17 protein-coding genes are annotated in these 26031 nt (G+C 37.0%); 9 read left to right on the forward strand and 8 right to left on the reverse strand.

Features of this window, described 5'->3' with window-relative positions; translation table 11 throughout:
- Positions 1–7: 7 nt before the first annotated feature.
- From CJF12_RS16715 to CJF12_RS16725, 3 genes are all read left to right on the forward strand, one after another.
- Complete coding sequence (locus CJF12_RS16715) at positions 8–487, forward strand: DUF6452 family protein (RefSeq protein WP_034681159.1); 480 nt, start codon at positions 8–10, stop codon at positions 485–487.
- Positions 453–1109 (forward strand): DUF6048 family protein, encoded by a 657-nt coding sequence (locus tag CJF12_RS16720; protein WP_034681160.1) that lies wholly within the window; start codon positions 453–455, stop codon positions 1107–1109. Before CJF12_RS16715 ends, CJF12_RS16720 begins: the two co-directional genes overlap by 35 nt.
- Before the next feature lie 252 nt (positions 1110–1361).
- The gene (locus CJF12_RS16725; protein ID WP_034681161.1) at positions 1362–4277 is read left to right on the forward strand and encodes a reprolysin-like metallopeptidase; all 2916 of its coding nucleotides are present in this window, start codon (positions 1362–1364) and stop codon (positions 4275–4277) included.
- 99 nt (positions 4278–4376) lie between these two features.
- Here CJF12_RS16725 and CJF12_RS16730 read toward each other — a convergent pair whose 3' ends face one another.
- The gene (locus CJF12_RS16730; RefSeq protein ID WP_131329470.1) at positions 4377–4826 is read right to left on the reverse strand and encodes a hypothetical protein; all 450 of its coding nucleotides are present in this window, start codon (positions 4824–4826) and stop codon (positions 4377–4379) included.
- 95 nt (positions 4827–4921) lie between these two features.
- On the opposite strand from CJF12_RS16730, the gene CJF12_RS16735 reads away from it, so the two are divergent.
- Together CJF12_RS16735 and CJF12_RS16740 are read left to right on the forward strand one after the other, a co-directional pair.
- The gene (locus CJF12_RS16735; protein ID WP_051887155.1) at positions 4922–6934 is read left to right on the forward strand and encodes a M43 family zinc metalloprotease; all 2013 of its coding nucleotides are present in this window, start codon (positions 4922–4924) and stop codon (positions 6932–6934) included.
- Positions 6935–7173: 239 nt separating this feature from the next.
- Positions 7174–13623, forward strand: a complete 6450-nt coding sequence (locus tag CJF12_RS16740) for a GEVED domain-containing protein (RefSeq protein WP_051887156.1) — start codon at positions 7174–7176, stop codon at positions 13621–13623.
- A 97-nt stretch (positions 13624–13720) separates the two neighbouring features.
- Here the strand turns inward: CJF12_RS16740 and coaE are convergent, their stop codons facing one another.
- The 4 genes from coaE to ruvB form a co-directional block, all read right to left on the reverse strand.
- Entirely contained in the window at positions 13721–14350 is a 630-nt protein-coding gene (gene coaE / locus CJF12_RS16745) for a dephospho-CoA kinase (RefSeq protein ID WP_051887157.1), read from the reverse strand.
- Positions 14351–14353: 3 nt separating this feature from the next.
- Positions 14354–15220: an MBL fold metallo-hydrolase gene (locus CJF12_RS16750; protein ID WP_034681165.1), complete on the reverse strand. Its 867-nt coding sequence runs from the start codon at positions 15218–15220 to the stop codon at positions 14354–14356.
- Between the two features lie 25 nt (positions 15221–15245).
- On the reverse strand, positions 15246–15857 hold the full coding sequence (locus CJF12_RS16755; RefSeq protein ID WP_034681168.1) for an FMN-binding negative transcriptional regulator: 612 nt from the start codon (positions 15855–15857) through the stop codon (positions 15246–15248).
- Between the two features lie 150 nt (positions 15858–16007).
- Positions 16008–17030: a Holliday junction branch migration DNA helicase RuvB gene (gene ruvB, locus CJF12_RS16760; protein ID WP_034681170.1), complete on the reverse strand. Its 1023-nt coding sequence runs from the start codon at positions 17028–17030 to the stop codon at positions 16008–16010.
- A gap of 278 nt (positions 17031–17308) precedes the next feature.
- Here ruvB and hutI point away from each other — a divergent pair, with 278 nt between their 5' ends.
- The 4 genes from hutI to CJF12_RS16780 all read left to right on the forward strand — a co-directional run bounded on the left by hutI (position 17309) and on the right by CJF12_RS16780 (position 23232).
- A complete protein-coding gene (gene hutI, locus CJF12_RS16765; protein WP_034681172.1) occupies positions 17309–18538 on the forward strand; it encodes an imidazolonepropionase in 1230 nt (409 codons plus the stop codon).
- Between the two features lie 208 nt (positions 18539–18746).
- Complete coding sequence (locus tag CJF12_RS16770) at positions 18747–20762, forward strand: BCCT family transporter (protein ID WP_034681175.1); 2016 nt, start codon at positions 18747–18749, stop codon at positions 20760–20762.
- 116 nt (positions 20763–20878) lie between these two features.
- A complete protein-coding gene (gene hutG, locus CJF12_RS16775; protein WP_034681177.1) occupies positions 20879–21802 on the forward strand; it encodes a formimidoylglutamase in 924 nt (307 codons plus the stop codon).
- Positions 21803–21939: 137 nt separating this feature from the next.
- On the forward strand, positions 21940–23232 hold the full coding sequence (locus CJF12_RS16780) for an aldehyde dehydrogenase family protein (RefSeq protein ID WP_034681179.1): 1293 nt from the start codon (positions 21940–21942) through the stop codon (positions 23230–23232).
- 139 nt (positions 23233–23371) lie between these two features.
- Here CJF12_RS16780 and pyk read toward each other — a convergent pair whose 3' ends face one another.
- The 3 genes from pyk to rnc are packed head-to-tail and all read right to left on the reverse strand — an operon-like array spanning position 23372 to position 26022.
- Positions 23372–24817, reverse strand: coding sequence for a pyruvate kinase (pyk, locus tag CJF12_RS16785; protein WP_034681602.1), 1446 nt, complete (start codon positions 24815–24817; stop codon positions 23372–23374).
- A complete protein-coding gene (locus CJF12_RS16790) occupies positions 24810–25283 on the reverse strand; it encodes an IPExxxVDY family protein (protein WP_034681181.1) in 474 nt (157 codons plus the stop codon). Before CJF12_RS16790 ends, pyk begins: the two co-directional genes overlap by 8 nt.
- Complete coding sequence (gene rnc, locus CJF12_RS16795; protein WP_034681183.1) at positions 25261–26022, reverse strand: ribonuclease III; 762 nt, start codon at positions 26020–26022, stop codon at positions 25261–25263. Before rnc ends, CJF12_RS16790 begins: the two co-directional genes overlap by 23 nt.
- Positions 26023–26031: the final 9 nt, after the last annotated feature.

Genomic DNA, 26031 nt, shown 5'->3' on the forward strand with positions numbered 1-26031 from the left:
TCTTAGTATGAAATATTTTAAATTTCTTATCGTATTCGCTCTGCTTGGGATGCTTTATTCATGTGGTGGAGATGACGATATCTGTGAAAGTGGTGAAGGAACTCCAAGAATGAAGATTTCTTTTAAATCGTTCGAGACTACCAAAGATATTACGGTTGACTCCCTGTATGTTGCAGTTGATTATGGCTCAGGTAAAATAAACCTCGGGAAAACTGCTAATAATACTTCCAGACTGATTCCGCTAAGGGTGGATGATTCTCCTTATACAGAAATTTATTTCAAAAGAAGACTTACTGGTCCTGAATCAAAAGTCAGAGTAAACTATACGACTAAAGCATCTTATGTTTCTCCGGGATGTGGTGTTAAGAAAACGTATGAAAATCTCAATTCTGAATTACCAACACCTGATAATCCTGTCAAGAAAGTTGAAATTGGACAAAATAATATAGAGAATGAAGACAAGACTAATCTTTTCCTGTTTTTTTAGCATAATAAGCTTACTGGGTTTTGCCCAGGAAAAGAAAGTGGAAGCCCCAAAAGAGAAATATAAACCGAATTTTATGGTTGGTTTCGATGCTCTTAATGCGGGTGTTGCTTTTTTTTCAGATAGAAAATTATATCAGGGATTTATCTCTTCAAAAATTAAAGGGAGCTTGCATGGTGTTGCAGAAGCTGGTTTTGAAAAGAATATATATCAGAAAAACGGGTATGATGCTAAAGTAAGCGGTCCTTTTATAAAATTGGGAGTATTTTATATGCTTGCTAAAGATCCTGAAAATGAATTTAACGGCTTTTATGCCGGAGGAAAAGCAGGAGGCTCATTTTATACTCAGGAATATATGGCGATACCAGTACGTGGATTTGGTGGAAGCGGTTCTTCCCTTGCTTTTCCTTCGTCTACACAATCTTCTTATTGGCTGGAGGGAGTAATAGGCGGGAGAGTTCAGTTGTTTGAATCGAATTTTTATATAGACATTAATCTTCAGCCCAAGTATATGGTGTATACTACAAAACAGGATGATATCCAGCCTATGATTGTACCTGGGTTTGGGAGAAGTTCATCCAAATTTAATATGGGCTTTGCCTGGAATATTGCCTATAAGTTTTAAATAAACATAATCCATATTTTCAGTTGTCGTAAAGGAGTTTTTCTTTACGACAATTTTTTTGTGGATATACTGTTTTTGCTCTTTCTGTAATGCTCTTATTATTTGATAACAGATTTTTGCTAATATTTATTTTTTGTCTTTGTGTACTGAGGATTTACTATGTTTTTAGATTTATTATAGTAATTTATTTTTGTTTTCGGCTTTTTTTGAAAAAAATATTTAAATTTAGTGTCACCAAAAATCAATATTTATATGAAAAAAAGAATTACTACTACTTTGTTATGTAGTTTGCTATCTATTTCCGCTATGGCACAATGGAAACCCACTACACCTGTGGGTGAAGCAACTAAATCATCCCATGTTCGAAATTACTATGAGCTGAATATAAATATGATCAAAGATCAGCTCAAAAATGCCCAGGAGACGGGATCTAATGCAAAACCAGTACAAATATCTCTTCCTACTCTTGATGGTAAAGTTGAAAAGTTTGCTGTTTATAGCTTTCCTGTGGTTGTTAAAGAATTAGCAGATCAATATGGCTTGGGTTCCTATGTAGGAGTTGGTATTGACGACCCTTCTAAGTTTTTAAGATTCAGTGTTGCTTCGAATGATTTTCAGTCGATGATTATCAAAAATGGAAAATCTGAATTTATAGAACCTGTAAATGCACAAAAAACAGTGTATGGTGTGCATCCGAAAACGGATAAAAGTAAGGAAGGTTTTTTATGCTCGATGAATGAAGATCTGCTATCTAAACAAGAGATAGATAAACTTTATAAAAGTGGAGCAGCATTTACGAATCAGGCAACTAATTTTGCAAAAGCTTCTGACAAAAAATATAGAACCTTGAGACTGGCTATGTCAGTAACGGGTGAGTATACCCAATTCCACGGGGGAACAGTTACAGGAGCTTTAGCTGCAATTAATGCTACTCTGACAAGGGTAAACGGAGTTTTTGAAAAAGATTTTGCATTGCATCTTAATTTGCAGAATTTTCCAGGGGTAATTTATACAAATCCTGCTACAGACCCATATTCAGCAGCGGGTGCGGGAGCTGGAGGAGCGTGGACTCTGGAATTACAAAATACGCTTACAGCAAATGTCGGGAATGATAATTATGATATAGGACATTTGTTCGGAGCATCAGGAGGTGGCGGTAATGCCGGATGTATCGGATGTGTATGTATAAATCCAACGGCTTCACAGCCTAAAGGTAAGGGATCCGGATATACTTCTCCTGCGAATAGTATACCGCAGGGAGATAGTTTTGATATCGATTATGTTGCGCATGAATTCGGACACCAGCTTGGTGCTAATCATACCTTCTCTCATGGTCTTGAAGGAACAGGAGTGAATGTAGAGCCGGGTTCAGGATCTACGATTATGGGATATGCCGGGATTACAGGACCGAATACAGATGTTCAGCCGCACTCGGATGATTATTTCCATATTGCCAGTATCAAACAGGTACAGGCTAACCTGATCAATAAAACCTGTGATGTAGAAACTACTGTTGCTAATAATCCACCTGTGATTGCCGTATTACCTACTTATAATATTCCTAAAGGAACGGCGTTCGTATTAACGGCATCTGCGACTGATGCTGAAAATGATCCGATAACATACAGTTGGGAAGAAGTAGATAATGCGAGTGTTACAATTAATAAGAATAACTTAGGAACCACGGCTACGGGAGCTTCATTCAGATCCGGAGTACCTAGCACAAATCCAACACGTTATTTTCCTAAATTTTCTTCTGTATTAGCAGGAACTTTAGATAATAGTCTGAATACCTGGGAATCTGTTTCTATGGTGCCGAGAACTACCAAGTTTTCTGTTGCCGTAAGAGATAACAACCCTATTGCCAACCAACAGCAGACTCAGTTTGCAGAACAAACTATTGTTGTAGGTAATGACGGACCGTTTAAAATTAATTCAATGTATGCATTTTCTAATGCACCTACACCAATAACGTGGGATGTTGCTAATACAACAGCAGCTCCGTATAGTGTAGCCAATGTGAAAATAGATTATACTACTGATAATGGAACTACCTGGACGGTACTTTCTGCTTCTACAGCGAATGACGGTTCTGAAACATATACCTTTCCTGCTAGTTTAAACGGGCAAACGATTAAGTTAAGAGTAGCTTCTATCGGAAATGTTTTTTATGCGGTACGCTCAATGTCTGTTATAACATTAGCACCATGTGATGGTACTGCGCCTAGTGCCGTTACAGTGAATACTATTACAACATCATCTGCTGTGGTTAATTGGGCGCCTGTTAATGGGGCAACCTATTCCATCCGTTATAAAAAATCCTCAGCTACAACATGGAGTCAAACCACATCACCAACGAATAGCGTAACACTAAATGGTTTGGAAGTAATGACAATGTACGATGTGCAGGTGGCTGCGATCTGTTCTGGTACAACCGGAACGTATAGTGCGACAACTCAGTTTACAACCTTGTCTTACTGTGCCCTTACTTCTGCATCTCCAAGTGATGAATACATTTCAAATGTAACATTAGCAAATCTGAATAATACCTCCGGACCAAGTACCTATACTAATTATACTACGGATCCTACAAAAACAGTGACACTTGTAAAAGGATCAACGAATAATATGGTATCTGTTACCAAAACATGGACGGGGACTTTATATAACGAAGGGGTAAGAGTCTGGATAGATTTTAATAAAGATGGAGTGTTTGATGCTACCGAAATGGTGATGAGCTCTTCGCCGAGCCAGGTACCAACAGTAACCTCTACATTTACTGTTCCTGTGAGCTCAGTATTGAATAGCCCGCTTAGAATGAGAGTAGCATTGCGTTATAATACATTGCCACAAGCATGTACATCATATGATTACGGCGAAGTGGAAGATTATAATGTTGTAGTAACTGATGTATTAGCTGTAACTGATGTTAATGCTTCAAATAATGGAATTCAAATGTATCCTAATCCGACTTCAGAAATATTGAATATTACTAAAGTTTCTGATAAAGCAGCTTATAAAATTTATAATGCGGCAGGCCAGCTGGTTGGTAGTGGAAATATCAGAGATGGAAAAGTTAATGTTTCGTCTTTAGTTACGGGAGCATATGTGATTGCAATCGATGATAAAGGAAAAGATGTATTTAAATCTAAATTTGTTAAAAAGTAATCTTATGTGATAGGAACTACGATTGTAGTTCCTATTCAATAAATGATAAAGCCAAAGCATCAATGCTTTGGCTTTTTATTTTGTATGATCAGATCAATATTATTTTTTAAGTAATTTGTAAAGTGCCTGTAATTCTTTTGGAGGTGTCCCGGAATCGAATTCGGAAGACTGATAAGTATTTCCATTGCTGGTTATCTCGATTGTTGACGATAGCGCTTTGTCTGAAAACCGGTCAGTGGTAGGAGAGGTGTAGAAAGATATTTTTTCTAGATCAATTAAACTTGCTTGCTTGGAAAGATTATTCCAATCACTTACTGCCAATTTAGCGGTTGTAACCTCCCCGTTTAATGAGGTAATGACAGAAGTTGGGGTGAACGTTACTTTTCTGTTAGTTCCTCTGGTTTGTTCAGTAAGTTCTACTTTTTCTATTTTGTAGTTTTGATCTTTTATGACTGATTTATTTTGATCATTTTGCATCTTTTTTTGAGAATCACAACTTCCTGTGGCTAGCGCTGTAAATGCGATTATTGATAGTGTAATGTTTTTCATCTTGAAGTAATTGTATTTTTTAATTATTTTATGATAAATATAATTAAAAATATTACCTAAAACCAATATATTTGCAAATATTATAAAATAAAATAATGCGAAAATCTACTACTTTAAAATTTCTTTTCCTATTGCCTTTGTTTGCTGCAGGAGTATTAAATGCTCAGACACCGAGTCGATCTGTTAAGAAAGAAGCTCAATTTGCTAAGAAATCTCAGGAAGAGCTTGCTAAAGCCAATGGCTTTGACAGATGTTCTACTGTAGAATATGAAAACTATCTTAAGTCGAAATTCCCTGGAAGGATGACCGCTGAACAATTTGAATCATGGTTAGCTCCTTTGGTTGAAAAGGCCAGAGCCAATAAATCACAAAACGGAAACATCATCACGATTCCTGTCGTGGTACACGTTATCCATAATGGTCAGAACCTTGGAGTTGCACCTAATATTGTTGATGAACAGGTAATGTCTCAGATTACGGTAATGAATAATGATTATCGAAGACTGGCGGGTACTCCTGGTTTTAATAATAATGCGGTAGGGGCTGACGTACAGATCCAATTTGCTTTAGCAAAAGTTGACCCTAAAGGAAATCCTACTAATGGTATTGATAGAGTAAATTTATGTCAGAATAGCTGGTCAAGAGATGATATTGAAGCTTTTGTAAAGCCTGAAACTATTTGGGACCCCACTAAATATATGAATATGTGGAGTCTTAAGTTTGTAGATAATACTTTATTAGGGTATGCTCAATTCCCATCTGCTTCTGGTTTACCAGGATTGAATGCACAAGGTGGAGAAGCTTATTCTGATGGCGTGGTAGCTAAATATAGTACATTTGGAAGTAGTGATTACAATATAAATAATACTTTCTTGCTTTCAGCTCCATATGATAAAGGGCGAACAATGACTCATGAAGTTGGCCATTTCTTAGGACTAAGACATATTTGGGGAGATGCTGCTTGTGGTAATGACTTCTGTGATGATACTCCAACTGCTCATACTTCAAATTATGTGTGTAATCCGGCAATAGCAAGCTGTACTAATCCTTCAGTTTTTGAAATGGTACAGAACTATATGGATTATACGAATGATACCTGTATGAATATCTTTACCATTAACCAGAAAGATAGAATTACAACAGTAATGAATAACTCTCCAAGAAGAATGGAGCTTAAAACTTCTACAGCTGACCAGCCTATTCCTTTATTTCCAAATGATGCTGAAGTGAAGCTGGAAAGAGAATGTGCTACCGCTACTTGTGCTACTACAGCTGCTCAGAGTGTCAAAGTGTCTTTATATAACAGAGGAACAAGCCCGTTAACAACAGCGGTGATTACATATTCAGTAAACGGTAATACAAAAATATATAACTGGTCAGGAAATCTGGCACAGGATAAATACCAGGTTGTAACACTTCCTATGGATGCTAATACTTTAGGAGGGCAAATGAATATTAATGTAACTTCTGTAAATGGAACAACAGACCAAAGAGTATCTAACAGTAATATTACAGTTAATTATTTAGGAGCTATTGTAAGAGCTGACGCTAATGTTGTATTTAACCTTCAGTTAGATCAATATGGTTCTGAAACGAGCTGGGCGCTTAAAAACAGTTCTGGAGCCACAGTATATAGCGGTGGACCGTATACGGATTCTCCAAATGGATCACTTCCTGCTTTAAAAACTATCAACTGGACATTGAATCCGAATGAATGTTATACATTAACTGTTAATGATGAATTTGGTGATGGTTTCTACCCATATGGAGGATATTACAATGTTAAGTCTCAATCAGGAACAACATTACTTTCAGGATCTCACTTTGCGAGTACGCAAAGCAGATCTTTAAAAGTTCAGGTTCTTGGAACGAATGAGGTTGTTAAAGACAATTTCGGAATTTATCCTAATCCGGTTAATGATATTTTAAATGTTACTAAGGTTTCTAATAAAGCTAACTTCGAAATTCACAATGCTGTTGGACAGCTTGTAAAAAGCGGAGTAATCACTAATAACCAGATTAGAGTAGCAGATTTAGTAAAAGGCACTTATATTATTTCTATAAAAGATAATGCGATTTCAGAAAGCATTAAGTTTATTAAGAAATAGCAATTTTAATTGAATAAAAAGTCTCGGAATTCCGAGGCTTTTTCGTTAAGAGAAAAGTGGATAAAATAATCAAATATCTCACGAAATATGAAATCCTCAGTCAATAGCTGAGGATTTTTTTATTTTGAAATCATATTTTAAATTATTATGAAATTTGTATAAAAAAAATAATTAAGCCTGTAAATTAATAACAAAAAATGATTAGATTTGTGTAATTAATATAATATATTGAGAAGCTTATGAAGAAAATTTTTACTTCTTTCTTCTTTCTCTGTTTATTTGTTGTTACCAGTGCACAATGGAGTACGACATCATTCAGGGGAGAAAAAATCAGAGGAAGTTCTGAGATCAAGGACTATTACTCTTTAGACATTCCCTTATTAAAATCCCAACTGGCGAAGGCACAGGAAACAGGCAAGAATGCAAAGCCTGTAACTATTTCATTGCCAACTTTGGATGGGAAAATTGAAAGGTTTGCCATTTACAGCTTTCCGGTTGTTGTAAAAGAACTGGCAGATCAGTACGAATTAGGCTCTTATGTAGGTGTCGGGATAGATGATCCGGGCAAATACTTGCGATTCAGTTTAGCCCCTGATGATTTTCAGTCAATGATTATCAAAAATGGGAAATCTGAATTTATAGAACCGGTAAATAGACAGAAAACAGTTTATGGTGTGCATCCTAAAACTGATAAAAGCAATGAGGGGTTTTTATGTTCTATGGACGAAAACCTGCTATCTAAACAAGAGATAGATAAGCTTTATAAAAGCGGATCTGCATTTACCAACCAGACTACCAATTTTGCGAAGTCTTCTGATAAGAAGTACAGGACCATGAGATTGGCCATGTCTGTTACGGGTGAATACACCCAATACTTCGGAGGAACTATTGCGGGAGCATTGGCTGCTATTAATGCTACTTTAACAAGAGTGAATGGTGTTTTTGAGAAAGATTTCGCATTACATTTAAATTTACAGAATTTTCCTGGAATCATTTACACCAATCCGGCTACAGATCCATATTCACCTTCGGCGCAGATGAATAACTGGAATCTACAGTTACAACAAACACTTACTGCAAACGTAGGAAATTCCAATTACGATATTGGACATTTATTTGGTGCATCCGGCGGAGGAGGTAATGCTGGTTGTATAGGCTGTGTTTGTATTGACCCTGCTAATAATACAGCGACGCAAAAAGGTTCCGGATATACGTCTCCAGGAAATGGTATTCCTCAGGGAGATAGTTTCGATATCGATTTTGTTGCCCATGAAATGGGACATCAATTAGGAGGAAATCATACGTTTTCTCATGGTCTTGAGGGAACGGGAATGAATGTGGAACCGGGTTCAGGATCTACTATTATGGGATATGCTGGGATTACAGGCCCAAATACTGATGTTCAGGCGAATTCAGATCCTTATTTTCATATTGTTAGTATCAAGCAAGTACAGGCTAATCTAATCAGTAAAACCTGTGATGTAGAAACGACTGTTGCTAATAATCCTCCTGTAATTGCGGCTTTACCTACCTATAATATTCCTAAAGGAACAGCATTCGTATTAACGGCATCAGCAACCGATGCTGAAAATGATCCGATGACCTATACCTGGGAAGAAGTAGATAACGCGAGTGTTACCATTAACAAAAATAACTTAGGGACAACCACTACAGGTGCTACCTTTAGATCTGTATTGCCAACGACAAGTCCTATACGATATTTTCCTAAATTATCTTCGGTATTAGCCGGAGTTCTTAATAATTCTAATAATGGCTGGGAATCTGTTTCTATGGTACCGAGAACTACAAAGTTTTCTATTACAGTAAGAGATAATAGTCCTATTGCCAACCAACAGCAGACTCAGTTTGCTGAGCAGGTTATTGTGGTAGGTAATGATGGACCTTTCAAGGTAACTACTGCAACTGCATATAACAACGGACCTTCTACAGTTACCTGGGATGTGGCCAATACTACAGCAGCTCCTTATAATGTAGCTAATGTAAAAATTGACTATACAACAGATAATGGAATTACCTGGAATGTTCTGACTCCTTCTACTGCTAACGACGGAACTGAGTCTTTAACCTTTGGAGCCTTAACATTAGGTTCTACAGTTAAAATCAGGGTAAGTTCTATTGGTAACGTGTTTTATGCAATAGGGAATGCAACAGTAGGGAGCTTAGCAGCTTGTACGGGAGCAGCGCCTACGGGAGTTGTTGTTTCTGCTATTACGCAAACTCAAGCTACGGTTTCATGGGCAGCTTCAGCCGGAGCAACTTATGTTGTTCAGTATCGTCCGGTAGGAAGTACTACCTGGGTTACGGTAAATGCAGCTTCGAACTCTATTGTATTAACAGGTTTGACTGACGGAGTTCAGTATGAAGTACAGGTGGCAAATGTTTGTTCAGGTACTCAGGGTACTTTCTCTGCTTCGGTCAACTTTACTACTCCGGGGCTGAACTATTGCCAGATGCAGTCAAGTAACTTCAATGATGAATATATTTCTAACGTTACTGTAGTACCGAATGGTGCTGCTACGATGAGTAATAACTCTGCTGGAAGTAATTATACGGATTATACGACAACACCGGCAGCTTTGGTAAATCTGGTCATAGGTTCTGCTAACAATACAATTTCTGTTTCAAAAGGATGGTCCGGGTCTTCTTATAGCGAGGCAGTGAATGTCTGGATTGACTTTAACAGAAATGGAGTTTTTGAAGCAACAGAGCAGGTAATGGCTTCTCCGGCGAGTACGACTACTCCTGTAACAGCTACTTTCCCTGTTCCTGCAACGGCTTACAACGGCCCTTCAACTACGAGGATGAGAGTGGCTTTAAGCTTTAGTTCACCATCTGTAATGTGTCAAAACTTTACTTATGGAGAAGTGGAAGACTATGCCGTAAAATTAATTCAACCAATACCTTGTACGACGAATGCTCCCCTAAACCTGAGTGTGAATAACATCACTGCAACATCAGCGTATGTAATGTGGGATCCTGCAGCTGGAGCAACTTATGTTTTGGAATACAGACAGATAGGATCTCCTACATGGATCAACGTTCCTTTAACAACAAATGCATACACGATTAACGGTTTAACTGAATCGACTCAATATGAGGTTCGGGTAGCGTATGTATGTTCAGGAACAACAGGAACCTTTACGGCTCCGCTTCCTTTTACAACTCCGTCAGTAAGCTATTGTACTGTTACAGGTAACAGTACCAATGGATATATTTCAAATGTTACGTTGAAGCCGACCAACTCATATATCATGAGTAACACTACCGGAGCGAATTCTTATACTAACTATTCTCCGGATCCTGATAAATTGGTGACATTGGTTCGTGGATCTGCAAATAATAATATTTCGATCAGTAAATCATGGTTAACGCCATCAACATTCCCTCCTTCATTAGCAGTTGGAGCATGGATAGATTTTAACAGAAACGGAATATTTGAGGCAAGTGAAAGAGTAGTGAATACAACAGCAAACACGACAACACCTATTACAGCAACGTTTACTGTTCCGACTACATCCTATAACGGACCTCTTACGCTTAGAATGAGAGTGATTGTTTCTACATCTACAGTTAATGATCCATGTGTCAATATTACGAATGGTGAAATTGAAGATTATGCTGTTAAGATTGTAGACATACAAGCATGTTCAAATGCAGCACCTGCGCCAATTACGGTAACCGGTATTACTGCATCCACAGCTGTTATTTCCTGGCTAAATTCTACCGGGGCAACATATGCATTAAGGTATAAAGCTACAGCATCAGGTACCTGGATTATGGTTAATCCTGTTCCTGCACCTGGGTATAGCTATACCATTGCTAACTTAAATGCCGCCACTCCATATGAAGTACAAGTTGCTACTATTTGTAGTGGTACTCAGGGACCATGGTCGGCATCAGTGAACTTTACAACACTGGCAATTAATTATTGTAATTCAGGTACAGCAACGGTAACGGATGGTTATATTAATAATGTAACGGTTACTCCTACCAACTCTACCCTGATGATTAATAACTCAGGACCTACTACTTACACAGATTACTCTAATGATGTTACTAAACTAATTACATTTGTACGTGGATCCACCGGAAATAATATTTCCATAGGAAGAACAATTTTATCCAGTACTTATGCTACTTCTGTTTGGATAGACTATAATGGGGATGGTATTTTTGATAATACAACCGAGAGGGTAATGAATCTTGGTTACTCCAGCACGACTCCTGTAACCGCGACTTTTACTGTTCCTGCTACAGCTTATACAGGAACGAATAAAGTGAAGATGCGTGTTGTTGTTTATTATAATACAATTGATAATGCGTGTCAAAACTTCACAAGTAATGGAGAAGTTGAAGATTATGCAGTTAAATTCATAGATATCCAGCCATGTACAGCAGCACCTCCAAGTAATATCACGGTAAGTAATATTACTGCGACTACAGCGAACGTTTCCTGGATTGCTTCGTCAGGTGCTACTTATGCATTGAGATGGAGACAAGGAGCTACAGGAGCGTGGACTACTATAGATCCCGTATTGCCACCTGGAAACAGTTATACGATTACGGGTCTTACAGAGTTGACAAACTATCAAGTACAGGTAGCCACAAGATGTGGAGGAGCTTTAGGAGCGTATTCTCCTTCGGTTCCGTTTACAACAACAGCTATTACCTATTGCAATATGATAGGAACCGGTACCAATGATCACATTGCTAATGTAACGGTTACTTCTGTAAATCCTGGTATCTTGCCAATGAGTAATACTTCTGTACAAACCAATTACATTAGTTATACAACACCAGCTACACTTGTAAATCTTGAAGTTGGCTCTGCAGGAAATACTATTTCTGTAACGAAAGGATGGACAGGATCAACCAATAGCGATGCAATAAGTGCATGGATTGATTTTAACAGAAACGGAGTCTTTGAACCGAGTGAACAAATCATGGCCGTATCTGCAAATACCACCAATACCGTGAATGCAACATTCAGTGTACCTTCAACGGCATACAGCGGACCATTGACTACTACCATGAGAGTGGTGTTAAAACGCACCAGTGCTCCTGTTATGTGCCAGGTTGCTGTGAATGGTGAGGTAGAAGATTACGCAGTGAAAATAAGACCTTGTGTTACTACTGCTCCAACCAATCTGGCATTTAGTACAATCACTCATACTACTGCAATTATTAACTGGTCCGGAGCTGCCAATAGCCTTACGTATATTTTACAGTATAGACCTTTGGGATCTACTGCATGGACCAGTGTCAATGTATCCACTCTTCTTGGAAATCCTCCTATTCAGTTAACAGGCCTAACTCCTGCTACGACGTATGAGGTACAAGTTGCTGCCAATTGCGGAACTACACCAGGTACATTTACGCCTATCAAAACGTTCTCTACACGATGTGATCCTACACCTCCTATTGTGACTATCGCTAATGTAACTACGAATTCTGCATTAGTGACATGGGCACCAATTGCCCCTAGTTCTACATATGTATTAAGATACAGAGTAGTAGGAACAACAATATGGACTGATATCAGCGTACCGGCAACACCAGGGAACTCTTATCAGTTGACAGGATTAAGTCCTTATACAACCTATGAGGTTCAGGTAGCAAACAAATGTGTGGGCGAAACAACGATCAATCCATATTCAAATCCTAAAGTGTTTACTACGGAAAGAATCTGTGAGTTACCACCTCCGGGATTAACTATTACTAACCTGACACCTACTACGGCAATCGTAGTATGGGGCCCATTCCCGGGAGCTACTTATATCTTAAGATACAGAAAAGTAGGTATTCCGAGCTGGACAACAGTTCCTGTGGCAACGAATACCCTTACTCTTACCGGATTAACGGAGCTAACGAAGTATGAGATGCAGGTTGTTAACGTTTGTAACGGTACTCCTGGTACCTATACGCCACCATACTTCTTTACTACTCCTACGGTAGTTTACTGTCAGATGTCGTCTGGAAGTTCAGTGAGTGAGTTTATTTCAAATGTTACGGTGAAACCTACTGGTAAACCACAAATGTCTAATGACTCAAATGCTCAGAACTATTCGGACTTTACAGGTGATCCTACGAAGTTTATAGAGTTGATTCAGGGATCTACCGGTAATGAAATTTCTATTACGAAATCATGGACCGGAACAACGAATAATGAAGGGATTGCAGTTTGGATAGACTTTGACCGAAGCGGAACTTTTGATCCTAGTGAAAGAATCCTGGTATTCTCACCTAGCACAACAACACCTGTTAAAGGAACCTTCAGTGTTCCGGCTGATGCATTCATCAGTATGACAGATTACAAATATGTTGTGATGAGAGTAGCCATGCAAAAAGATGCTATTCCGGTAAATTGTGTAAGCTTTGCAAGCGGTGAGGTTGAAGATTATACCGTTAGAATTTCGAAACAAACAGTTCCTAATCCGGTTGACCAGACAGAGATATTAATTTATCCTAACCCGGTAAGCTCGATATTGTATGTGAAGAATATTAGTAAAAAAGCTAATTACAAACTTTATAATGCAGCAGGTCAGCTAGTTTCAGGTGGAGTCATCTTAAATAATAAGATTGATGTAAGCCAATTGATCAATGGGGTGTACGTAATTGACATTGATGATGTTAAAGGTACTGCTCAAAAGAAATTCATCAAAGAATAATAATTATTTATTTATATAGAATAAGCTCTCAGAAATGAGAGCTTATTTTTTGTTAAAAAAAACTCATCAGAAAAGTAATTCTGATGAGTTTTTATTTCTATTCGATTTCGAAGATAACTCTTTCGGTTTGTTCTTTTAAATCATCTAAATTGGTATCATTATAGATAATATAATCTGCAATTCTTATTTTATCTTTTTCGGGCATCTGCCGTTCCATAATTGCCTGTACTTCCCGGTAGGTTTTGTTATCCCTATCCATTACCCTTTTTATTCTTAAGTTGTCCTGAGCCGTTACCAGAAGAGATTTGTAGCATTGTAAATTAAGTTTTAATTCAAACAATAATGCGGTCTCTTTAAAAACCAGATATTTAGTCTGCTGGCTTACCCACTCTTCGAAATCAATCCGGACTGCAGGATGGATAATGCCATTTAAGCTCTGTAATAATTCATTATTATTAAATACTTTATTGGCAACAAACTTCCGATCATACATGCCATTTTCGTCGTAGGCTTTTTCTCCTAAAAGTTCTTTAATTCTAACTTTTAAACTTTCATTGTCATTGACGATCGTTTTTGCCCTGTCATCTGAATAATAGACTGGAAATCCACATTCTTCTATGAAATGAGCAACGGTCGTTTTCCCTGAACCTATTCCACCTGTCAGCCCAATGATCTTGGGTGCTGGTTCCGGTTCTGCTTTTTTTGTTTCTGAATTTAGTTCTTCCATAATTTAATATCCGAAAACATCATTAAAACTATAGGTTTCATCAAGTCTTACTCCTTTCTCAGTCATTTTCAGACTTGCCAGTTCGTGGTGTGCGTCATGTTCAAAAAATAATAAATATTCATTATCTACACATTGCTTAAGGAATTTTCCTTTTTCTTCCATTGTTAAAAGAGGTCTTGTATCGTATCCCATAACATAGACCTGATTAATGTGTCCGGTAGTAGGGATAAGATCTGCTGCGAAAACAATTGTTTTCTCCTGATATTGAATAACGGGAAGCATTTGTTTTTCGGTATGCCCGTCTACGAAAATAACATCCATTTTCAAATCCGGAGCAAAACCATAATTTCCGGTAGTAGGAAGGGGTAAAAAATTCAATTGTCCACTTTCCTGAATCGGAATAATGTTTTCTTTTAAAAAGCTTGCCTTTTCTCTTGGATTGGGTTCTGTTGCCCATTGCCAGTGATTTTCATTGGTCCAGAACTGGGCATTTTTAAAAGCAGGACGATAGCCTGTTTTATCATCATTCCATTCAATAGCACCACCACAATGATCGAAATGAAGATGAGTCAGGAAAACATCAGTAATATCCTCCTTTACAAAACCATATTTTTTTAAGTTTTTATCTAGATTATCATCTCCCCAAAGAGAATAGTGTCCGAAGAATTTTTCATCCTGTTTATTTCCAAGACCGCAATCTACCAGGATTAGTTTTTTGCCATCTTCAATAAGCAGGGATCGTGTTCCCAGATCGATTAAGTTTCTTTCGTCTGCAGGATTCGTTTTTTCCCACAGACTCTTTGGGACGACTCCGAACATTGCGCCGCCGTCCAGCTTAAATTTTCCACATTGTATTGGATATAACTTCATATAATATTATGTTTTATAAATGTATTTATTTTTTTATCATTTTCATTTTTTCAGCAATCTTTTTTCCTTGATCATCCGAGTTTTCAAGATGAGAAATAATATTTTGAGAATCTGCTTCCTTTCTGTTTTGAGAAAGCTTCTGCTTGATGAATATTTCAGTTGGAATGACTTTCAAACCAAAGACACCCTTCATTTCTTTTTCGACAAATTCTTTACCCATATCTTTTATTAATACAGGACATTGCTGGAAATTTTCGTACTTGGCGGTTAACTTTTCCAGGTGTTTGTAAAGTTCTTCATGGTTCATTAGTTCTACTTTTCCATGGATCTGTACAGCTTCATAGTTCCATGTCGAAACATTGATATGATCATACCAGCTGCTGGAAATGTAGGTGTGAGCACCAAGAAAGTCACACACGACTTCATCTCCGTTTTTCAAGGTTTTAGCCTGGGGATTTGCTCTGGAAATATGAGTTTCCACGTACATATGTTCGGGATCATCTTCATTAAGCATCATCATGGAGTGCGTAGCTCTTATCTTGTCTACAGAGGAAATAAGTAAGGCGAAAGCATTCTCTTTAATGATTTCTCTCATTACCTCGTAATCCTCGCTCCTGTATATTTTAGGTATAAACATAAATTCATTACTTATTTCAATCCCAAAAGTCTTAAAAATTCATACTTAAATGACGACTATTTGAGAAGTACATTCAGCTCTTGACAATCATTAATATTCGTTTCTTAATTTATTTTTTCTTAATATTTAAAACGTATAAGCATCCTAAATCTAAAAGAGTTCTCCCGGATTTCTTGGCACTGCAATATTCAAATGCTTATAAGCCTTGTCCGTAACCTCTCTTCCTCTGGGAGTACGAATGATAAACCCTTCCTGAATCAAAAAAGGTTCGTAGACTTCCTCCAGGGTTTCAGGGTTTTCGCCAATGGATGTAGCTAATGCAGATATGCCCACAGGTTTTCCTTTGAAGTTTTCAATCATGACACGCATGATTTTATTGTCCATTTCATCCAGCCCAAACTCATCTACATTTAAAGAGTTTAGAGCATACTTTGTAATATTAATTTCAATTTCGCCATTTCCTTTTATTTCAGCAAAATCCCGGACTCTTCGTAATAAAGCATTCGCAATCCTTGGTGTTCCACGACTTCTTCTTGCTATCTCGATAGCAGCATCTTCATAAATCTTAACTCCTAATACCCTTGAACTTCTGATAATGATCATGGAAAGCAGTTCAATCGTGTAATATTCTAATCTGCTTTGGATTCCAAACCTTGCCAACATAGGTTTTGTAAGCATTCCACTTCTGGTTGTCGCTCCTACTAATGTAAACGGATTTAGACCAATTTGAACACTTCGTGCATTCGGGCCTGTTTCCAGCATAATGTCGATCTTATAATCTTCCATGGCAGAATACAAGTATTCCTCTACAACAGGGGAAAGACGGTGAATTTCATCAATAAAAAGAACATCATTTTCTTCCAGGTTGGTTAATAAACCTGCTAAACTTCCGGGTTTATCTAAAACCGGACCTGATGTTATTTTGCAGTTTACATCTAATTCGTTGGCTATAATATTGGCTAAAGTCGTTTTTCCTAATCCCGGCGGGCCATGAAGAAGAACATGGTCAAGCGCCCCCCCACGTTTTTTGGCAGCGGTTACAAAAACCTCAAGGTTTTCCAGAGTTTTTCTTTGTCCTGCAAAATCTTTAAAACTCTGGGGACGAATTTGTTCTTCCTGCATGAGCTCTTCATGGGAATAATTTTCTTTATCTGGATGTAAAAAATCAGGCATTAATTCATTTCATTTACCTCAAAGATAGGAATTTTAGACTTACGTTGAGGGTTAGAATGAGGCAAAGATTGAGAATGAGACTAGGTAAGATTTAGTAAACTGAGATATTTTAACTATTTTTGGAAGGAGAAAATTATTAATAAAATATTTTCTGAAGATGATTGTTTGGAAATATAAAACTTGATCGGGAGTATATGGTTTAAATAAATCAGAAATTACCCGGATCGGAACAATCAGTCTTATATCGAAAACTTAATCTAAATCTTAGCCTAAACCATATGAAATTAATAGGACCATTTAAACAAATTGTTACGCTGTCTAATCTTCCATTAAGAGGTAAACTGTCTGATGAACAACTTGAAATAATTATTGATGGCGGAATTCTGATCAACAATAATACGATTGAAAAGGTTGGGGCTTTTGAAGAATTAATTGCTGAGAATCAATTTGCAGATTTGGAAAAAATAGAAGGAGAGTACATTGCTCTTCCTGCTTTTACAGATTCTCATACTCATATTTGTTTCGGAGGGAATAGAGCTAATGATTTTGCCATGAGAAATGCAGGTAAAACTTATCTTGAAATTGCTGAGAGTGGCGGCGGAATATGGAGCTCCGTACAGCATACACGAGAAGCATCCGAAGAAGAATTATTGAAAACGTTAGTAGAACGAATCAATTTTCTGATTTCTCTGGGAATTACTACAATTGAAATAAAAAGTGGGTATGGCTTGGACGTTGAGAATGAGCTGAAGATGCTTAGAATGATCAAAAGAGCTCAGGAACAAACAAAGGCAATGCTGGTTCCGACATGTCTTTCCGCCCATTTGAAACCTCGGGACTTTGAGGGTGACAATCAGGAATATCTTAATTACATTATCACTAAAATATTACCAAAAGTTAAAGAAGAGAGTTTAGCAAAACGAGTAGATATTTTCATTGAAAAATCAGCATTCCAACCGGAAGAGAGCAAAGCATTTCTCTTAAAAACTAAAGAACTAGGTTTTGAAATAACAGTGCATGCAGACCAATTTACGCCCGGAAGCTCAAGGATTGCTGTTGAGGTAGGTGCCAGATCTGCAGATCACCTGGAGGCCACTATTGATGAGGATATTGAGTTTATTGCTCAATCCGATACAGTGGCAACAGCATTGCCGGGAGCAAGCTTGGGATTAGGAGAAAAGTTCACTCCGGCACGAAAGTTGCTGGATGCAGGAGCTATTCTTGCAATAGCCAGTGACTGGAATCCCGGTTCTGCACCTATGGGCAACCTAATTACTCAGGCGTCCATCTTAGCAACTTATCAGAAGCTAACTACAGCAGAGGTTTTGGCGGGGATCACTTTCCGCTCTGCATACGCTCTGGGACTAGAAGACAGAGGAAGGCTGGAGCATGGTTTGAAAGCAGATTTTGTTGTTTTTAAAACCAATAATTTTCAAAACATATTGTATAATCAGGGAAGCTTGAATGCTGAAAAGGTTTATATTAATGGAGAAAAATGGGAGATATAGTATTGATAAACTTTACATTCCGTTTTAATACCTTATTATAAATTTCCCGATATTATACAAATATTACTTTTTTTCAATACTGAAAAAGTGATTCTGTCGTAAGTGTGATTAATAAGAAAGAGCCATATCGTTTTTCTTACTTTTTTTGAGTGCTTCTGTTGCGGCTATGCAAGGATGATGTATCAACAATATAATACGAAAAATAAATATGATGAAATTTCGAAATGTAAAGTCAACGTTCAACAAAGGAGTGACCATTCCAAGTTTAATTTTTATTATTGGGACTTGCTTTATATCAGGTGTTTATCCAAAATCAACGGAGTATATTCTCAACATTGTTAAGAATTTTATTTTCGTTAACCTAAACTGGGTCTACGTTTGGTCGGTAACTATATTTGTTATTTTCCTGGTATATTTAATGTTTAGCAAGTATGCCAATATTAAATTAGGATCGAATGACAGCAAACCGGAATATTCTCTTTTTTCCTGGATCTCCATGCTTTTTGCTGCCGGGATGGGAATTGGTTTAATATACTTCAGTGTCGCAGAACCTATGCAGCATTATTCTTCAGAAGTCTTTGCAGACAACCACTATATTAACAGGGCAAAACAGGCACAGCTGTATACCTTCTTCCATTGGGGGATTCATGCCTGGGCTATTTATGGGATTGTAGGACTTTCTTTATCTTACTTCGCTTATCGTTATAGATTACCGCTTTCATTACGAAGCTGTTTCTATCCATTACTGAAAGATAAGATTAATGGAAGATGGGGTAATGTTATTGATATTTTTGCGCTTTGTTGTACTTTTTTCGGAATTACCACAACCTTAGGGTTTGGGGTTGTCCAGATTAACTCCGGTCTTCAGGTATTAGGTGTTATTCCTGAAAATAATTTCGGATACCAGATTATGATTGTGGTATTTTTGATCGCTTTATCTGTAATTTCAGCAACGACAGGTGTTAACAAAGGAGTGAAGTTGCTGAGTAATATTAATGTGATCAGTGTCATTGTACTACTGTTATTTGTATTGATATTAGGTCCTACTGTTTATCTGATCGGAAGTTTTACGGAAGGATTGGGAAATTATATCAATAACTTTTTCGACCTTACTTTCAGTACTCATGTGTATGAGAAAAATACACTACCATGGTTTTATGACTGGACAATCTTATACTGGGCATGGTGGATCTCATGGTCTCCGTACGTAGGATTGTTTATTGCCAGAATTTCAAAAGGAAGAACTATCAAGGAGTTTATCCTTGCCGTTTTAATATTACCAACTTTATTTAATTTTATCTGGATGTCTGTTTTTGGAAACAGCGCCATTTGGTTTGATTTCAATATTGCAGGCGGACGATTGAGTGAACTGGCTTCGAACCCTGATGCATTGATGTTCCGCTTTTTAGAATACATGCCTTTATCTACTATTAGCAGTGCTTTTGTTGTATTGATCATTATTATCTTTTTTGTGACTTCTGCGGATTCGGGGATATTTGTTATGAATAGTATAGCGACAAAAAATGCTGCCAAATCACCTAAATGGCAAATTGCATTCTGGGGTATGCTTTTAGCTGTATTATCCCTTTTATTACTGAATGTGGGTGGATTAAAAGCACTTCAGAGTATGACGCTTATTACCGCGTTGCCTTTCTCTATTATCATCCTTTTCTTCATTGTCAGTTTAATGAAAGCCTTAATCATCGACCAGAAATATTACGATAGGGACTTTTCTGCTTCTGCTATTCCGTGGTCGGGCGAATTCTGGAAAGAACGTTTGAAAAGGATTGTTTCGTTTAAAGATAATTCTTCTGTGGATCATTTTATTGAAACTACGGTTAAAGAAGGATTCCTGGAATTGCAAAAAGAATTTGCGGAGAATGGAATCGAAGTCAAAATGAACTATGGTAAAAATCCAACCAAAATAGAGATAGAAATTCACCATGGTCTTGTGAATAACTTTATTTACGGAATTAAAAATCAGAAAAAAACAGTCTCGGAGTATGTGATGAATGAAGAGAATCTTCCGGACCTTGACAACAGTACAACGCACTATCCGAAATCATATTTTGGAGATGGAAGAGAAGGGTATGATGTACAATATTTTACAAAGAATGAACTGATTTCTGATATACTTAAACACTACGAGCGATTTTTAGAAATCATTTCGGAAGAAAAGAATGAAATGTTTATCAGTAGCAATGCTAATCAAAATAAAGACTAGAATTCTCTTTAAATAATCCATTTTTACAGGTGATAAAAACTAGTTTTATATATAAACAATATTATTTAGCTTTACTGGATATAACGGTGTAACTAAAATTGAATTTATAAAGGCTTATGTTTCAAAATATTTGGCAGGGTAGATTAGATGGAGAAGGGCTCCTTTTTCATAGAATTTTTCAACGGGTAAAAACAGAAAGTGATTATGATGCTATTTCCGCAGGGGATTTCGTTTTACACGGATTTGCTGTTGAAGAAGGAGTCAGAAGAAATAAAGGAAGGCTTGGTGCTAAAGATGCACCGGATGTTATTAGAAAGAATATGTCTAATTTTCCGGTAATCCTTCCAGATTTTTCTCTACTTGATTTTGGGGATATTACCTGTGATGACGGCAATCTGGAAAATACCCAGAACACGCTTGCAAAGAATGTTTCCAAAGTTCTTTTGAAGGGTGGAAAGTCACTCGTTATAGGCGGTGGGCATGAATTGACTTATGCGCATTATCTGGGTGTAAAAACAGCATTTCCGGAGCAGAAAATAGGAATCATCAATATCGATGCTCACTTTGACAATCGACAGCCGGAAGAAGGGGTAGGAGCAAGCTCAGGAACCGGATTCTGGCAGATCGCTCAGGAAGGAAAAATCAATTCCCTGCATATGGGTATCCAAAGGAATTCCAATACCTTAAAATTATTTGATACAGCTCATCAATTCGGAATGAAATATATTCTGGCGGATGAATTGTTTTTCGAAAATCTTCCTTCGATTTATCAGCGTATTGAAGATCTCCTCAATGAAGTAGATGTTGTTTATCTTACCATTTGTATGGATGTTTTCAACGCATCTATTGCCCCGGGAGTATCTGCTTCGGCGTATAACGGGATTTTTGCTGATGCTGCTTTTATGCATTTATACAGACGTATTTTAAAGAGTGAGAAGCTCGTTGCCCTGGATGTAGCGGAGGTCAATCCTTCATATGATATCCAAGAGAGGACAGCGAGGTTAGCAGCAAGTCTTGTAAATGAATGGTTTATGATATAACCCAAAAAATATATTCTTTTAATAGAGAAAATCATTATTTTATTTAACTTAAAGGAACAAAATTTGTTGCTTTGTTCATGCTTTTACCTGTAAAAGCAGTCTAAATTCATTTTTGAATTTGAAACAAAAATTACATTATGGAAGAATTAATTGAAAATAAACTTATCAAGGCGGATAAGGCTTTTTCAGAATGGAAGAAAGTGTCTTTTGAAGAAAGACAGAAATTAATTGCAAAGGCAGCTGATATTTTAAAGAATAATTCAGAGAAGTTTGGCGAAATTATTACCGGGGAAATGAATAAACCCATTTCACAGTCAATTGCTGAGGTAGAAAAATCTGCATTGATGATGGATTATTATGCGGACGCTGAAAATATTTTAAAGCCGGAGAAAATAGAATCTGAATATAAATTTTCTGAAGTTCATTATATCCCAAAAGGAGTTATTTTAGGAGTTATGCCATGGAATTTCCCTTTCTGGCAGGTATTGAGATTTGCAACTCCTGCTATTTTATCGGGGAATACGGTGGTATTAAAGCATGCTTCCATTTGCTTTGGAAGTGGTAACGCAATAGAACAAATATTTTTGGAAGCAGGTTTTCCGGAAGGCGTTTTTCAAAACCTGGAAGTAGGACATAAAGAAGTGAAGGCGATCCTTGAACATGATGCTGTAAAGGGAGTAAGCTTAACAGGAAGTGGAAAAGCAGGTGGAGAAGTGGCTTCTATTGCTGGTCTGAACATCAAAAAATCTCTGCTTGAATTAGGAGGGAGTGATGCATTCATCGTATTGGATGATGCAGATTTGGATAAAGCAGCAAAAGTAGGAGCGCAGGCAAGACTACAAAATTGTGGACAGACTTGTGTGGCTGCCAAGAGATTCATTATCAATGAAAAAGTTGAAGCTGAATTTTTGCCTAAATTTATTGAAGAATATAAGAAATTTGTGCCTGCAGATCCTATGGCTAAAGAAACGAAAATCAGTGGGATGGCAAGACCTGATTTAGCAGATGATCTGGAAAATCAGTTCAATAAAGCCTTAGAAAATGGAGCTGAAATAATTATTCCATTGGAGAGGATTTCTGAAAATGAATTTAATCCGGGATTAATCCGAGTGAAAGAAGGAAATCCAATTTTACAGGAAGAGCTGTTTGGACCTTTAGGAATGGTTATGATTGCTAAAGATGATGAAGAAGCGTTACAAATGGCCAATGACATTCCTTTCGGACTATCGAATTCTGTCTGGACAAGCACAGAGGCCCGTCAGTTATTTTTCATAGAAAATTTAGAATCCGGAACGGTCAATATCAATAGAATGACCAGCTCTGACCCACGTTTCCCTTTTGGAGGAACAAAAGGCTCAGGGTATGGGACAGAACTTTCATTAATTGCTTTAAAAGAATTTGTTACCCCTAAAACGATTGTGGGAAATTGATTTTCTTTTGTAGAATGTATTAATGATTTTTGATACTTAATATACAATATAAAAAAATAACTCCTGAATATTCAGGAGTTATTTTTTATTTCAATTTGAAAAGCAATTCTGCCTTTCAGCTTTTTTTGCCTTTTTGCTTTTAAACCGTAGTTAATCTCAGCGTATTTGTTTTCCCTCCTTCATAAGATGGAGTAGCATTGATATTGATTACAAAATCTCCACTTTCAATATAGCCATAATTATGCGTCAGCATATTAACCTGGATAATGGTTTCGTCTGTTGATTTATTCATGTCATAATAATAAGCATGAACTCCCCAAAGTAGATTTAACATGGTAATTACCCTCTTATTTCCACTATAAACGATAATGTGGGAATTAGGTCTGTGTGCAGAAAGTTGGAACGCTGTATAGCCTGAATGGGTCAAAGTAACAATTGCAGTTACATTAGTTGTTTTAGCAATCCTTACGGCAGCCAAACATACCCTGTTTGTTATAAACCTCTCGTCAATACAGTTGTAATCTTTTTCAATAGGCTCATTTTTGTGCTGATAGAAATTGGTTTTTTCTATATTCTGAACAATTTTAGCCATGTTCTCAACAACCTGTATAGGATATCTCCCTACAGAAGTCTCTCCTGAAAGCATTACGGCATCCGCTCCATCCAATACAGAGTTGGCCACGTCATTTACTTCAGCTCTTGTAGGAGTTAAGCTATTGATCATGGTTTCCATCATCTGAGTGGCAATGATAACCGGCTTGGAATAGAATCTTGCTTTTTCAACCAGGTTTTTCTGGATAGCAGGAACTTCTTCCATAGGAACTTCCACTCCTAAGTCTCCACGGGCAACCATCAATCCATCACACTCCAATAAGATTTCATCAATATTTTTTACCCCTTCAGGTTTTTCAATTTTAGCGATGATCGGAGTTTTGAACTTTCCGTTTGGATGTTTCTTGATCAATTCTTTCAAATCGATTATATCCTGTGCATGACGTACAAAAGAAAGTGCAATCCAGTCCACTTCCATGTCAAGCATGAAATTCGCATCCTGAATATCTTTTTCCGTTAAAGCAGGAAGAGAAACATTGGTATTAGGAAGGTTGACCCCTTTTTTAGAACTTAGTGGTCCCCCTTGAATTGTTTTTGCTTTTACCGTATCCTTTTGATTGGTTTCAATAACTTCCAAAACTAATTTTCCGTCATCAATCAAGATTCTTTCCCCTACATTCACATCTTGAGGAAACTGTTGGTAAGTCATGTAAACTTTGGTAGAATCTCCCTCAATTTTTTCATTGGTAAACGTTAAGATATCTCCAGGATTAAGATATGATCCCTCCTTTACGACTCCTACTCTTAATTTAGGACCTTGCAAATCCCCTAAAATACTTACAGAGTATCCATGTTCCTTATTGAGTTCTCTAATGATATCAATATTGGATCGAACTAAGTCATAATCTGCATGTGAAAAATTTATTCTAAAAACGTCAACACCTGCTTTCATAAGTCCTAACATGACTTCTTTAGATGATGATGCAGGGCCAAGCGTTGCGATAATTTTTGTCTTCTTTAAATACTTATTCATAATACTGGATAATTTGATAAAGTTCCTCATCAGAACTTAGTGTATAATCTTGAATTGGAAAAACAAGATTTTCAGGGAGCAAAATTACGGAAAAATCAGGAAACTGTTCCGAACTATGCAGAATATATTCCACATCTACCTGATTATTTAATAAAAATTTAATGTTTTCTTCTTCTGAAAAGAGCTCAGTCTGTAATTTTTTTTGCTTACTTTCTGATGACCTGTTGGAAATGAACGTAAAACAGGTTTTGGTAAATTTGTGATAAGCTTCAAATCTTGAGAAGTAATAATCGTAGTATAATCCATGGAAAACCAGGTCTTCTATTCTGGAAAACTTAAGATCATTGTTTTGATTTACTTTGAAAAAAAACTCGTAATCGGGTATATTTTTTGCTAATCTTACCAGTCCTATGGCAATATCTTCAAATTCTATATCGTCTAGATCATAAAGTTTTTGAATTTCCAAGTATATTTTCTTTTTTGTTTAAAATATAAAATGCCCGTTGTGCAGCTTTTTCTTCCGCCTTCTTTTTCGAAGTTTCAGTAGCGTTGGCAATCTTCTCATCTCCCAGCCATACATGGCAGCGAAATACGATCGCTTTATTAGCCTGAACCTCTTCGCAGGTTTCATACTTTATATGCAGCTTTTTCTTCTGGCTCCATTCAAGCAGAAGGCCTTTGTAGCTTACAATTTTATTTTCGAGTTTATTAATCTCAGAGGGCGTCAGTAGTCGTTCCAAAATGATCTTTTTACAAGTATCATATTGAAAGTCCAGATAAACAGCACCGATTAATGCCTCAAATAAGTTTCCGGAGATATTTTCGCCTAAAGCTACAGAATTTTGTTTGATTAAAAGATCAGTCAGCTTTAAATCTTCCCCTAATTTATTAAGATTTTTCCTATTAACAATCTTAGATTTCATTTGTGTTAAATATCCTTCATTAGCCCGAGGATAAGTCTGAAACAAATGACAAGAGATAATTGTACCCAAAACAGAATCTCCCAAAAATTCAAGCCTTTCGTAATTACTGTCTTGATTTTTAGAAGAATTTTTCAAAGAAAAAGCTTCCCGGTAAAGAGCAACATTTTCTACCTCAGTACCTAATATCTTATTGAGTTCAGTGCTGAGAAAATAGTCTCTCTCCGTTAATTTTCTTTTTCTTTGTTTGAGAAGGAATTTAGAAAAGTATTTCTGTAACTCCATTCAGTAAAT

The sequence above is a fragment of the Chryseobacterium piperi genome, from assembly GCF_002285635.2.
Lineage (GTDB): Bacteria > Bacteroidota > Bacteroidia > Flavobacteriales > Weeksellaceae > Chryseobacterium > Chryseobacterium piperi.